Here is a 12560-nt window from a genome sequence, read left to right on the forward strand (position 1 = left end):
CTGCCGAACCGATTTATTCTCATAGGTTCTAGCCTATATTAGGCAAGATGCCTATCCCACAAGACTTAACTCCTGGTTTCGATATCGTATAACTGGCATAGGGTGAGGAGTTTTTGTTTAAGGCGATCGCGCACATTCTCCGGCGATATCACTATACAATCTGGCGCATATTGCATAACTTCGCGGCTAAACCAAAATGTACTAGATACTCGCCTAACAACTCGCCGGACTCTTGCTTTATCTAATAACCATTCATTGATATCATCTTCTGGTTTAGCTTGATAGGCAAAAGCCAAGCCAGCAAATAAGTGCATCTCGACTTCGATCCGATCTAAACTTGAGTGCCATTCTCCCTCAATTGGTACGATTGCTGCTTCAGGGATGCGGTCTAGACGTAAGCACCAATTATGAATCAGTTCTGGTAAGTCCTGATTACCTTCCGTCTCATCACACCAACAGTCTAAATATTGTCGTCGCTCGTGCAAGGTAATTTGAGCATAACGAATACTGAAGCTCCAAAAGCGATCAGCAGCATCGTGGTAGGAAATCTGAAAGGGTTGCTGACGAAGGATATAACGCTCAATTTCCAGCCGCCAAGGTGGAGGCGGAGTTTTTAAGAAACGTTCTATTTCTTTTCGTAGAGGAAGAGAAACTTCACTACGTTCTAAGAGCAAACTAGCAATGACTTGGGCCTCTTCAAGCTGTCCTGTATCCGTTAAGGTTTGGATAGCTTGGGCTAATACTCGAATACGGCTTTCTGACCAGTTGTTATTTGGGGCAACTAGAAATTGCTGACGAGCGATCGCTTCTACCAATGCAGAAATATTCGGGCGCTCACCCCGCATCACACCTAACTCACGGGCGATCGCTTCAAGCTGAGATTTGTCTTCGTCAGAAATAGACAAAGTAATAGACTGACCTTTGCGGCTCATTAGCACTCCTTTTGCCTCCTACACGGACAATTTTATATTTTGCCCTTGTCATTTTTTATTTTGTCTGCAATATTAGGTAAATAAGTTTAATACGGATAAACAAATTTTTTACACGGACAAAAGCATGGAATCTAAATATCGTATTACTCTCAAGCCTGTTTACTCGCAAACCGTCCCGACACCTGACGGGGTGAAATTGCCTAAAGATTGGTTACTTTCTTGGCATCAAGCCGCAACTTTAGAAGCGTTGCGCGATCCAAATATTGATGTCGTGTTCAACACTGCGATGACTGGCGATGGTAAAAGTCTAGCGGCTTACCTAGAAGTTCTTCAGGGCGAATTTTCTGCGATCGGACTTTACCCAACCAATGAACTCGCCCGCGATCAAGAAACGCAGATTAAAGGATATGTTGAGAAATTTCAGCCAAAAAATCAGCCGCGTGTAGTGCGACTCAGTGGGGCTGATTTAGAGATTTATGCTGAAAATGAAGGATTGAAAAAAGGAGCTGCGATCGCAACTCTCACTAATCAGAGAGAAGCATTATTAACTAACCCTGATATTTTTCACTACCTACATCGAGGTGCTTATATAATTCACGGCGATAGCCCAGATAAGTTATGGGGCAGAATTGATAAAGATTTCGACTTATTTATTTTTGATGAATTTCACGTTTTCGCTGCTCCACAAATTGCTAGCGTGATTAACACAATGTTGTTAATTCGCTGTACCAATCGCCGTAAGAAATTTCTGTTTCTCTCAGCCACACCAGATACAAACTTAATTGAGCGATTAGAAAAAGCCGGATTTCGTTGTAAAGAAATTGATCCTCTAAAACAAAAAAAATATAAATTCCCTGATACACCTGAACAAGGGCAGCAACTGCAAACACAGGGCTGGAGGCAGGTAGCACGAACAATTACGCTGAATTTTATTCCTTTGGAACCATCGTTTAAAGCTTCGGAAACCTGGCTAAAAGAAAATAGTGATTTAATTTTGGCTCAGTTTCAGCAGTATCCAGGAAGTAAAGGCGCAATCATCCTTAACTCAATTGCAGCAGTCAAACGCCTCACTCAATTTTTTCGGGAAATATTACAGCCTTACGGCTTGAAAGTTGGAGAGAATACAGGGCTATCGGGAAAAGGAGAAAAGGAGCGAAGTCTTTCTGCTGACTTGATTATCGGTACTAGCACAATTGATGTTGGAGTTGATTTCAAAATCAATTTTCTAATTTTTGAATCATCCGATGCAGGTAACTTTATCCAACGTTTAGGACGCTTAGGAAGACATGACGAATATGACAAAGATGGCCAGATAGTTAAGTTTGAGAATTTTACAGCTTTTTCTCTAGTTCCTAACTTTTTGGTAGAGCGATTGTTTAAGGGGGATACTCCACCGTTAGAAGTGAATAGTATTTGCGATCGCCCCTTTTTTCACAATACAATTACTGAGAATTATCGACAAATCAACGATTTTCGTGGTTATTATCGTCGTTGGGGGGTTGTGCAATCATTTTGGCTGTTTTATCAGTTGAGCGATCGCACAATTAAACAACAGTATGCACAAAGCCGAGACAAGTTTCAAGAAGCCTGTGAACAAGTATTTGAAACTAGTCTGAAGTCACAAGCTGGACGTATTCAAGGATGGGCGAAAGATTGGCAAGCACTTTCAGGTAAATCAGCAAATCCTATTGCTGAGGATGCTGCTAGTTTTCGAGGTTCAAGTCCTTTGCAATGTGGTTTATACGACTTAATGGAAGAAAACGAGGCAGATAGGTTTAAAACCTACGATTTACCGGGTATTTTGGGCAATTTAGAAATTGAAATGTGGACGGAAGCGGCATTTATACGGACACTCAAAGAAACCGCAGAACGCACGGGACAACCCATAGCCAAAGGCAGATTTGCTCATTGTCTAGCATTTATGAAGTTGCGTTCCTACCGAGAGGAACGGCTGAACTGGAAGTTTACCTATTTTGGAAACTTGCAGCCAATTGCTGACGCTTGGAAAGTTCAGGTTTTGACTGGTGTGGAAATTTGGCAACCTGACAACTATTGGGTTGGGGAAATTAACAAACGCTTAAAAAAGGAAGGTTTGGTTTGTTACGTGATTCGCCGTCCTCTTGCTGAAGTGTGGATGCGGCTAAGGCTACCGATGAATTTTCAGATTTATGGCATCAGCGATCAGTATAGCTTTCATGATGCTACTGCGCCCTATGCGATCGCTTTTGGTCACTCGGCACTGCTGCTGGATACGCTTGCTTATAAGTTTAAAAGCAAAGGAGATGAGATATGGGTTGCTTGAAGTTTCAATCCCTGATAGGGATTTTGGTTACTGATTTACAGTAGGAGGGCGTAAGCCTTCAAGTGCAGAAAAGGAGATTTCAATCCCTGATAGGGATTCTAGTTTGCTCAATACTTTATCGCTCTCCACCCTCAATGATATAGGAGAATTCACAAGAATTTTATAAGGTCTTTGAATTTATTGTCAGAAAACTTTCATGTGCTATTCTTTACTTGTTGGTGTCAGCCTACAAGGACAGAGAAGGAGATTCGTTGTACCGATGCTTGCATCCGTCTGACGCTATGCTTCTCCCGTAGTTGAACTGATAATTACAGCCGTCCAACTAATGTTTCGCTTCTTTATGAAGCAAGCAGAAGCCCAAAATCTAAATGGAGGTTCTGACGTAATAAAAGACCTTTTAAATCTCATTTTCTTGAGAAAACATTCCTAAAAATTAAGTGGAGGTTCTAACTGATGGACAACTATGTTCAGTTGGAACTCTTTGACCTGCAACCTTACACCTCAGAACAACCTTCTGTAACTGAGGATGTACCGGAATTGGTTGAAGAGATTCAGCAATCAAGCAAGTATGAGCAACTTGAACTTAATCTATTCCCGCAGCAAATCTGTATTACTCCTCTTGAGTTTATGAAATTGGCTGCTTAGTTAGTTAAGGAGTTAGTAAATAATAATTTATTTGTTTACCAATCTCCTTAATTTCAGACTTTATGAATATCTATTAGGGCAGGCATTCTGCCTTAATAGATAGTAGAAATTCTTATATCTAATTACAAACAAGTTAATAAAAATAGAATTTAGGAACTTCTATAAATTGGAGTTAAGTATGAGTAACCCCATTTCAGACAATTACAGAGATTTGCTCATGGAAATAAAACAGCGTATTCGTTCAGCCCAGTACGAAGCACTAAAAGCAGTTAATCGGGAAATGATTAACCTCTACTGGGACATTGGACAGATAATTGTTACTCAACAACAGGGCGCTACTTGGGGAAAATCCGTAGTAGAACAGTTAGCAAAAGACTTACAAGCAGAGTTTCCAGGAATTAGCGGATTTTCTGCTGCTAATCTCTGGCGGATGAGACTTTTTTATGAATCTTATGTCAACAATGAAAAACTCGCACCAATAGTGCGAGAAATTGGATGGACTCACAATCTGGTCATTGTAGAGAAGTGCAAAGATGACCTAGAACGAGAATTCTATATCAGAATGACTCGTAAATTTGGCTGGACAAAGAATGTTTTGATTCACCAAATTGAAAATCAAACCTATGAAAAGACTCTGTTGAATCAGACTAACTTTGATAAAACTGTTCCAGCAGAGATCCGTAACCAATTAAAACTAGCCGTCAAAGATGAATATACTTTTGATTTCTTGGAACTAGCAGATGAACACAGTGAACGACAGCTAGAACAGGCGATTTTGGCAAGAGTTGAACCATTCTTACAAGAAATGGGTGGGCGGTTTACTTTTGTTGGCAGTCAGTATCGCTTAGAAGTTGGCGATAAAGAATTTTTTATTGACCTGTTGCTGTATCACCGCCAATTAAAATGTCTAGTTGCGATTGAGTTAAAAACTGGAGAGTTCCTACCTGAGTATGTGGGAAAAATGCAATTTTATCTGGCGGCTTTAGATGATTTATCTCGATTCCCAGACGAAAATCTCTCAATCGGAATTATTCTTTGCAAATCCAAGGATAAAACTATTGTTGAGTATGCACTGAGAGAATCGAATAAACCAATTGGTATAGCAACTTATAAACTGTTTTCTACGTTGCCTCAAGAACTAAAAAATCAGCTTCCGGCTCCAGAGCAAGTTGCCAAGTTGCTAGAAGGCGTGGAGTAAAAAAATGGAGTTTGAAAATGTCTAATGATGATTGGTTATCAGGTGATTTTGGTTTTGATGGTGATTCTTCAGACCATACTATTGAAACTGAAGGTGAGTTATTAACACTCAAGTTATTACGAGAAGCAATTCAAGCTCAAAATCCAGATGATAAGGTAATGGCAGACTTTGCCGAGTATGTTTTACCAAATCTGTTGCGGATAGCCATTGGTGTAACGGCGAAAGGCGGTAAGTTTTTTGATGAAATTGACCAGCAGCGAGAAGCTGAAGGGAAAACTAAAGTCAGACGAGATAACGCTGCTGACCAATCACTGAATACTCATTTACTCAATGGATTATTCCCAGCTAATTTAATTGAGAAACGTTTAGAAAAACTCAATACCACAGTGCAGCGAGTGGTGAAAGAGCGAGAGCGTAGGTTAGTAATTGCTGGCTTTATTTTACATGATTTTGAAAAGTTTCCTGATGTCCCTGAAAACTGCCGCAAGTTGCCGTTAATAGAACATCGTAAAATTATTGATAAAAAAGTTCACCAGTTAGGACTAGATAACTTTATAAATCCAGAAAATCCTAAAGCTTATCAAGAGTATCTAGATGATTTGTTGTGCATGGCTTACAATGCTCAACGTCGCTGGGATACTAACTGGAATTTTTCTGAATTTGGGTTAAATCCTATTCTCAAAGACCGCACCCTTCGCAGTCTATCTGATTTAACTTGTTTGGCTGATTCTCTCGCCTCAATTGTTAAACATCCTCAGGACGCAGAACATCCTAGACTCAAAGAAATCATCCACAGCCTCAGTGATGGACAGTTGAAATTTACCTATCACAGTATTGCTGAGAATCGTGGTGTTTTAACTAATGTGGTGAATAATGCTTTAATTCAGGCTCATACTAGTCTCAATACTGATGAACATACCTACTATGAACCTTTGTTATATCTGCCAACAGGTGTAATTTACCTGGCTTCGCGCAATGCTCCAGCTATCTCGCCGGAACATTTACCAGACCGTGTAGTTGACAGTATTAAATTGCTTTGTGCAGGTCAATTACGCCTCAGACAAACAGGATTTGGTAGAGATGGCAAAGGCATGAAATATGCCGAATATTACAACTTATTTTTTAATGACATAGGCTTGATGAAAGTAGCCTTAGATGCAACATTACGCATCTTAAACCCTAATAAAGGCTCTGTTGCTAAAAGTCGCAGCGAAAATCTAAATAAGTTTCAGCAACAAAATGTTTTATCTGCTGATTATGATTTCAAATTTGAAGACGATATCCGTATTGACCAAATAGCAGAGTTTGGTGATTTAGTTAGCCGGAAGATTTGGGAAGAAACAGTTAATCGCGTTGATTATGCTCGTAAAAAAGATAAAAAGCTGCCAGCAGTTCCCGATTTTGATTTAACTCACAAAGTTGCAGAATTTTGGAATTTAGCAGAATGTTTACCCCAAATTAGAGAAATTCAACACATTAACGAAAGTCTCAAACAAAATAAGTTAAAGGGAAATACGGGAGGAGTACCTTATGAATGGTATTATCTGGCGGCGAAATATTTAGAACATCATCCAGGAATTGAAGATGTACGCGAACCTTGTCAGCAAGTCATTAACTATTTGACAACCTTAATTTCTCCGATAATTTCTCAGTATGAATTACCTGATGGTTGGGATGATTTAAGGCTTTGGGTAAAACGAGTTGTGATGTTACCAGGCACTAATCAAGAGCCATCTGTTAAAACTCAAGTTGAAACATTTCTAAATGAGTTAGACAATTACAATGCTGCGAAAAAAGCAGGGCGAGGGAAACAATTAATCTGCTCAATTTCTCATTCTGCTTACACGGTTACTGAGCAAATGGAATCAGCAGTTTTATTTACGCCACAAGTTTATACAAACAAGCAAATGTTAGGAGGTTCTAACGCTAAACGCAATATCTCCAGTATTGCAGGTGTAGAGATGATGCTAAGGCAAATCTTGATGAATCAAACTCAAGCTGTAGGTAAGCGATTTGAAGATGGTAAATATCGCTATCTCTACTTTTATCCTACTTATTACTTTACTCCAGAGACTAATAAATTTTTGCAGAAAGCATACAATGGTATTGCTCAAACTCGCTTTGATACCAGCGTTCGCAATCATTTTATCAGTAAAGATTTACAGGCGGATTTGGGGCGCGATCGCTACCAAAGTGTAGATAGTTTCTTAATTGATGAAAACCTCCAGCGTTACCAAGACCGCACCTTTAAGCTTTCCTATCCTGAAGACCAGCCTTTAACATTTTACTTCATGGCGCTCCCGCCAGGAAGAGATAGCACCGATACAGAATCTTGGGTAATGCCAACTTGGTTAGCGTTTGCTTTCCCGATGATTTTAGATGTTAAAACTGTGGTTTCAGAGTCACCAATTCCACCTTTTAATGATGGGGCTGAATTTGAGGAAAGCGTTTTCCTTGATAGTGCGCCTCATGCTTTCCGTGCATTAGTAAGGCGCGATCGCTTCCGTCTTGACTACATCCTCGAAGGTTGGAACGAAAACGGTATCCAATACCCAGCCCCTTTAAATGTGCTTACCGCCGCTTATGCCATTCATTTAGATGTGAATGCGCGACAAGGTAAGTCTGGTTACGATGCCAATTGGGGAAGATTTACAGAACTGGCTAAAGATTTTGAAACCAGTCCCCTGTACGTTTTTTCTTACCTTAATCGCTGGGTGCGTAACCAGGGTTCGGAAACAGCGCGAATTGAAAAAATCCGGCTTTATGCCTATCATTTTTACCCTTGTTTTGACCCTTATGTGAAATATGACACTAATATGGAGCAATTAATTGTGGGAGAAGCATCAAGTCTGAATCATCCTAAGAAATTAACAGATTTATACCGCAGATTTTACCGAGCTAATAAGCGTTATAATCCTAAGTCTAATGCTGTGTTGAAACCAGTTGATATTGCGGCTGAAACTATACTCAAAGCTGAGTCAAGTGTGTTTCAGGGAGAAACATTAGTTGTGGCTGTTGCAGCAGAAGTTTTTAAACTCATGGATCGTGTGCATTCTTCTACTGCTGAAGGACGCTGGATTATGAGCAAACGAGAAGAAGAACGGCAAGCTGTTCTCGATTTTGCAAAGTATTTTGTAGTGGAGGTATTTGATAACTCATTTGCAGGCGATCGCGCTCGTTTAGCTGGTCGTCAACTCAACTTAATTCGTGATACTTGCGAATTTCTTTATCGTCTTGAAGATGACAAAGAAAATGCAGGAAAAAATGAAAATATTCCTGTAATAGATGATCTTAATGAACCAGAATAAGTTCTTCCTCTAGAAGTAAACAAGTAGTAAACAATTTTTTGGAGAAAATCATGGCAATTTTAAAAACTATTCAATCCAAATTTTTTCAAGCTGAGATTCCTTACAAACCAATGGGTAAATATGTTCATTTTTTAACTATTCGCATTACTGAATCTTACCCACTATTTCAGACAGATGCAGAACTGAATAAAGCACGGGTAAGAGCAGGAGTTAAAGACAAAACCACAATTAGCCGTTTGTCAATGTTCAAGCGCAAACAGTCTACTCCAGAACGTTTAGTTGGTCGGGAATTACTGCGTAACTATGGCTTAATGACGGCTGAAGAATGCGAATACAATGTGAATTTTGCAATGGATAATCCTGATTGCATCATTTACGGATTTGCTATTGGTGACTCTGGCTCTGAAAAATCGAAAGTTGTAGTAGACACGGCATTTTCAATTACAGCTTTTGATGAATCACACGAAACATTCACCCTCAACGCTCCTTATGAAAATGGCACAATGGCTTCCAAAGGTGAAAATGGTTCTAAACCTGGTGAAGTTACCAGTCGAATTAACCAGCAAGACCATATTAGACCGCAAGTTTTCTTTCCTAGTATTGTTACCTTAAAAGATCCCACTGAAGCTAGCTTCCTTTACGTTTTTAATAACATTCTGCGAACTCGTCATTATGGAGCGCAAACCACCCGTACAGGTCGCGTAAGAAATGAGTTAATTGGTGTTGTATTTGCGGATGGAGAAATTACCAGTAATCTGCGTTGGACTCAAGCAATATATGACCAAATGAAGGCTAACAATACTTTAAACAGTACTTTAAATCCACCTCAACCCTTGGATGAAGATGATGTAATTAGTGCTGCAAAAAATGCTATTGAGGCGTTAATGGCTGATGAGTTTATTGTTCACACAGATTTCATTGGTGATGCTTTTACATCCCTAATTAATGAAGTCAAAACTTTAACAGGAAGTGAGAAAGGTATTCAGACAATTTTGCAGAAGGCTGATGCAGAAGCTAAGGATTATGCCAAGAAGCATATCAGCAAAAAGAAAACTGCTGCTAAAGCGGGGAAAGAGTAATGGTGTTTATTTATCGCTGTCAATTAGAGTTGCACGACAGCCTATATTTTGCAACTCGTGAAATCGGGCGATTGTATGAAACAGAGCCAATAATTCACAATTATGCTCTTTGTTATGCACTGGGTTTAGTTGATAGCCAAATCTACTCTACTACCGTTGCTGAAGAACATTCCTATCGCTATTTTTGCCCCGAACAAGTGCCAAAATATGAGGAGCATCTAACACCACTCAATCAACAGCAAATTTACGTAACTCCGGCGCGATCGCTCAATCATTCTTCCATCCTCAACACCTGGAAGTATGCTAACAATAACTACCATGTTGAAATGGAGAAAACACAGAAAAATATTCCCAGTTTTGGCAGAGCAAAAGAAATAGCAGCAGAAAGTAGATTTGAGTTTTTTGTTATATCTCAAAAAGAACTCAAACTACCAAAGTGGATTCGCTTGGGTAAATGGATGAGTAAGGCTGAAGTGACGGTAAAACAATTACCAAAACATAAAATTTCTGAAGGTATATTCACTTGTACACATCCATTAAATCCTTTAGATGTCATGTTCACGAATCAAGTGATTAGCTATGATGTTGTGAATATGCCTCCAGTCAGTCTAATTCAGAATGTCCAAATGCGAGGTCAATACTATCAATTTGATGGCATTCAAAACTTAAAAATCCCAGTTTGGATAGAATATCGTTTTCGGAGTTAATTACTTCCCAAAGCCTTTACCACGTTTTTTCTTTTTCGCAGGTTCTAGCGTCCAGCCACAAATTACGTTATAATTTTTAGCCCCTGTTAGTTCTGTACGCTCCCCACACTCATCGTGAAACACTATCAACAACAATCCAACGCCTTCCCCAGTGATTACCTAAACAACTTGTGGGGAGAAATCCAAGCTTGTCCTTACTTTGCTATCAACAACCTCAACCGCGATTTTGTCGCCACTAAAGGATTTTCTGTAGTATTTCAGCGTTCTGGATTAGCAAAAGTAGAACAGCAGTTTCCTTACTTCAAACCTTACCTGGATTTGGCTCTCCAGCCCAATTGTAATGCTTTTTACCTGAATCCTTTACAGCTAAAGGAAGGCTCCCGCGTCGATCCGCATATCGATCGCTCCTTACGTTCCTACTCCAAAACCATTGAACCGCCTGCGGTTGTCAGTGTTCTCTATGTGCGCGTACCTGCGGATATGGAAGGGGGAGAACTGGTATTGCGATCGCACAAACGCCAACTTGGGCAAATTAAGCCCCAATTCAATACTTTAGTTTATTTTCAAGGTGATTTAACCCATTCGGTTAACGCTGTCAAAACCCCAGGAAATCGCCTAAGTCTCGTTTGTGAGCAGTATAGTTTGAGTGATACTGAACTCCAGGAAATCCCTGAGTTTACTGTAGAGTCAAGAAGCACTCAGTCTACAACCAAAAAGAGAAAGTATGCCTCATAGTTTAGTGTTGAATTTGCTACCTCAATCGCCCATTCCACCACAATATCTCACAGGTAGACATCTCCACGCCTTATTTTTAACCCTCGTTAGTTCTGTAGATAGCACATTAGGCGATCGCTTGCACGATTCCACTGCTGACAAAGCTTTCACCCTCTCCCCTCTACAAATTAGTAATACAAACTCTCCCCTTTTGAAAGGTGGTAAAGGGGGATCTAAATTGCAATACTCACATCAACAACCCATTCCCGCCGGAACTCCTTGTTGGTGGCGCATCTCTTTATTAGATGACACTCTATTTGGCAAACTTACCCAACTTTGGCTAAATCTTAATCCCAATCGCCCTTGGCATCTTGGCCCGGCTGACTTGTATATTACCAGCATTCAAGGCACGCCCCAATCTATTCAACCTTGGGCAAATGCCACTACTTATGCTCAATTATACGAAGAAGCTAGCGATGTCTGCGACGGGCTACGCCTACGCAATTCTTCCATTAATCTTACTTTTTCCACGCCTACCGCCTTCCGTCAAGGACAGTATGATACTACTCTTCCTACCAGAGAATCTGTTTTTAATTCCCTACTTTCGCGGTGGAATAAGTACAGTGGCATAGAATTCCCTCAGATTGCGATCGAGTCAATATTTCCCTCATTTGTCAATATTCACACAGAAATATTAGCTGATTCTCGCAGCAAATTTATTGGCATTATTGGCGAAGTTACCTATAAGATTTTAGGGGCAGTTGAACCAATACAAATTAAGCGAATTAACGCTTTAGGTGACTTTGCTTTATATAGCGGTGTTGGGAGAAAAACAACTATGGGTATGGGGATGATGCGGCGGCTGTATTCTCCATGATTTCAAACATCATTTAAAAACCACCTCAGTTATGAATCAAACCGAATATATTTCCATTGCGGCATTGAATCAATATGCCCATTGTCCGCATCGCTGTTGGCGGATGTTTTGTGCAGGCGAATTTAGCGATAATCAATACACAATTGAAGGCACAACTTTACACGATCGCGTCCACACCACAAGCGATGTACAGCGAGGAGAAACTTGGCAACTTCGGGCAATTTGGCTGAAGTCAGAGCAATATAAACTCATCGGCAAATCTGATTTAATTGAAGCAGAATCTGGTCAAGTTTATCCAGTCGAATACAAACGGGGACGTAAAGGTGAATGGGATAACGATGAGTTGCAAGTTTGCGCCCAAGCCTTATGTTTAGAAGAGATGACAGGACAACCAGTTAACACTGGATATATCTATTATGCCCACTCACATCAACGGCAATTAGTAGAGATAAATGAAGAGTTACGGAAAAGTGCGATCGCTACCATTGAAGCTGTAACAAATCTATTAGAAACAGGCATTATCCCAAAAGCATTTTATAGTAAACGCTGCAAAGGATGTAGCCTTTATTCACAATGTTTACCCAAGGCATCAGAGAAAGTGAGAACTTATCAAGAGTCTAACTAATTTCTGAACTTTCGCTTTTTAAAATCCGTGCATTATTCTGGCTAATTAGTCCACACAAGTCAATACGCTTGGGTTAAGAAGAATTGTAGGTTGGATTGAACGAAGTGAAACCCAACAAAGCCTTGAAAATGTTGGGTTTCGTTCCTCAACCCAACCTACACCAGTTTTATTTT

The 12560-nt window shown here is 40.0% G+C and carries 10 protein-coding genes; 9 read left to right on the forward strand and 1 reads right to left on the reverse strand.

The features are described 5' to 3' along the window. Positions 1–65: 65 nt before the first annotated feature. Positions 66–932 (reverse strand): WYL domain-containing protein, encoded by an 867-nt coding sequence (locus RM347_RS29295; RefSeq protein ID WP_322719642.1) that lies wholly within the window; start codon positions 930–932, stop codon positions 66–68. 124 nt (positions 933–1056) lie between these two features. On the opposite strand from RM347_RS29295, the gene cas3 reads away from it, so the two are divergent. From cas3 to cas4, 9 genes are all read left to right on the forward strand, one after another. After that, entirely contained in the window at positions 1057–3234 is a 2178-nt protein-coding gene (cas3, locus tag RM347_RS29300) for a type I-D CRISPR-associated helicase Cas3' (protein WP_322719643.1), read from the forward strand. 453 nt (positions 3235–3687) lie between these two features. Beyond that, positions 3688–3879: a hypothetical protein gene (locus tag RM347_RS29305; RefSeq protein ID WP_322719644.1), complete on the forward strand. Its 192-nt coding sequence runs from the start codon at positions 3688–3690 to the stop codon at positions 3877–3879. Between the two features lie 178 nt (positions 3880–4057). Continuing rightward, on the forward strand, positions 4058–5077 hold the full coding sequence (locus RM347_RS29310) for a PDDEXK nuclease domain-containing protein (RefSeq protein ID WP_322719645.1): 1020 nt from the start codon (positions 4058–4060) through the stop codon (positions 5075–5077). Positions 5078–5094: 17 nt separating this feature from the next. Continuing rightward, a complete protein-coding gene (gene cas10d, locus RM347_RS29315; RefSeq protein WP_322719646.1) occupies positions 5095–8385 on the forward strand; it encodes a type I-D CRISPR-associated protein Cas10d/Csc3 in 3291 nt (1096 codons plus the stop codon). A gap of 50 nt (positions 8386–8435) precedes the next feature. Continuing rightward, entirely contained in the window at positions 8436–9464 is a 1029-nt protein-coding gene (gene cas7d, locus RM347_RS29320; RefSeq protein ID WP_322719647.1) for a type I-D CRISPR-associated protein Cas7/Csc2, read from the forward strand. Next, on the forward strand, positions 9464–10171 hold the full coding sequence (cas5d, locus tag RM347_RS29325) for a type I-D CRISPR-associated protein Cas5/Csc1 (RefSeq protein WP_322719648.1): 708 nt from the start codon (positions 9464–9466) through the stop codon (positions 10169–10171). Before cas7d ends, cas5d begins: the two co-directional genes overlap by 1 nt. Positions 10172–10285: 114 nt before the next feature. Continuing rightward, positions 10286–10906, forward strand: coding sequence for a 2OG-Fe(II) oxygenase (locus RM347_RS29330; RefSeq protein ID WP_322719649.1), 621 nt, complete (start codon positions 10286–10288; stop codon positions 10904–10906). After that, complete coding sequence (gene cas6 / locus RM347_RS29335; RefSeq protein ID WP_322719650.1) at positions 10896–11762, forward strand: CRISPR-associated endoribonuclease Cas6; 867 nt, start codon at positions 10896–10898, stop codon at positions 11760–11762. The genes RM347_RS29330 and cas6 overlap by 11 nt, the downstream gene beginning before the upstream one ends. Before the next feature lie 31 nt (positions 11763–11793). Continuing rightward, positions 11794–12387: a CRISPR-associated protein Cas4 gene (gene cas4 / locus RM347_RS29340; RefSeq protein ID WP_322719651.1), complete on the forward strand. Its 594-nt coding sequence runs from the start codon at positions 11794–11796 to the stop codon at positions 12385–12387. Positions 12388–12560 lie beyond the last annotated feature (173 nt).

Origin of the sequence: Nostoc sp. ChiQUE02 (genome assembly GCF_034531305.2) — a bacterium.
Classification (GTDB): Bacteria; Cyanobacteriota; Cyanobacteriia; order Cyanobacteriales; family Nostocaceae; genus Nostoc.

Excerpts from the sequence above, each read along its gene's own strand:
- RM347_RS29295 (WP_322719642.1), bottom strand. The coding sequence starts at position 932 with ATGAGCCGCAAAGGTCAGTCTATTACTTTGTCTATTTCTGACGAAGAC.
- cas3 (WP_322719643.1), top strand. The coding sequence starts at position 1,057 with ATGGAATCTAAATATCGTATTACTCTCAAGCCTGTTTACTCGCAAACC.
- RM347_RS29305 (WP_322719644.1), top strand. The coding sequence starts at position 3,688 with ATGGACAACTATGTTCAGTTGGAACTCTTTGACCTGCAACCTTACACC.
- RM347_RS29310 (WP_322719645.1), top strand. The coding sequence starts at position 4,058 with ATGAGTAACCCCATTTCAGACAATTACAGAGATTTGCTCATGGAAATA.
- cas10d (WP_322719646.1), top strand. The coding sequence starts at position 5,095 with ATGTCTAATGATGATTGGTTATCAGGTGATTTTGGTTTTGATGGTGAT.
- cas7d (WP_322719647.1), top strand. The coding sequence starts at position 8,436 with ATGGCAATTTTAAAAACTATTCAATCCAAATTTTTTCAAGCTGAGATT.
- cas5d (WP_322719648.1), top strand. The coding sequence starts at position 9,464 with ATGGTGTTTATTTATCGCTGTCAATTAGAGTTGCACGACAGCCTATAT.
- cas6 (WP_322719650.1), top strand. The coding sequence starts at position 10,896 with ATGCCTCATAGTTTAGTGTTGAATTTGCTACCTCAATCGCCCATTCCA.
- cas4 (WP_322719651.1), top strand. The coding sequence starts at position 11,794 with ATGAATCAAACCGAATATATTTCCATTGCGGCATTGAATCAATATGCC.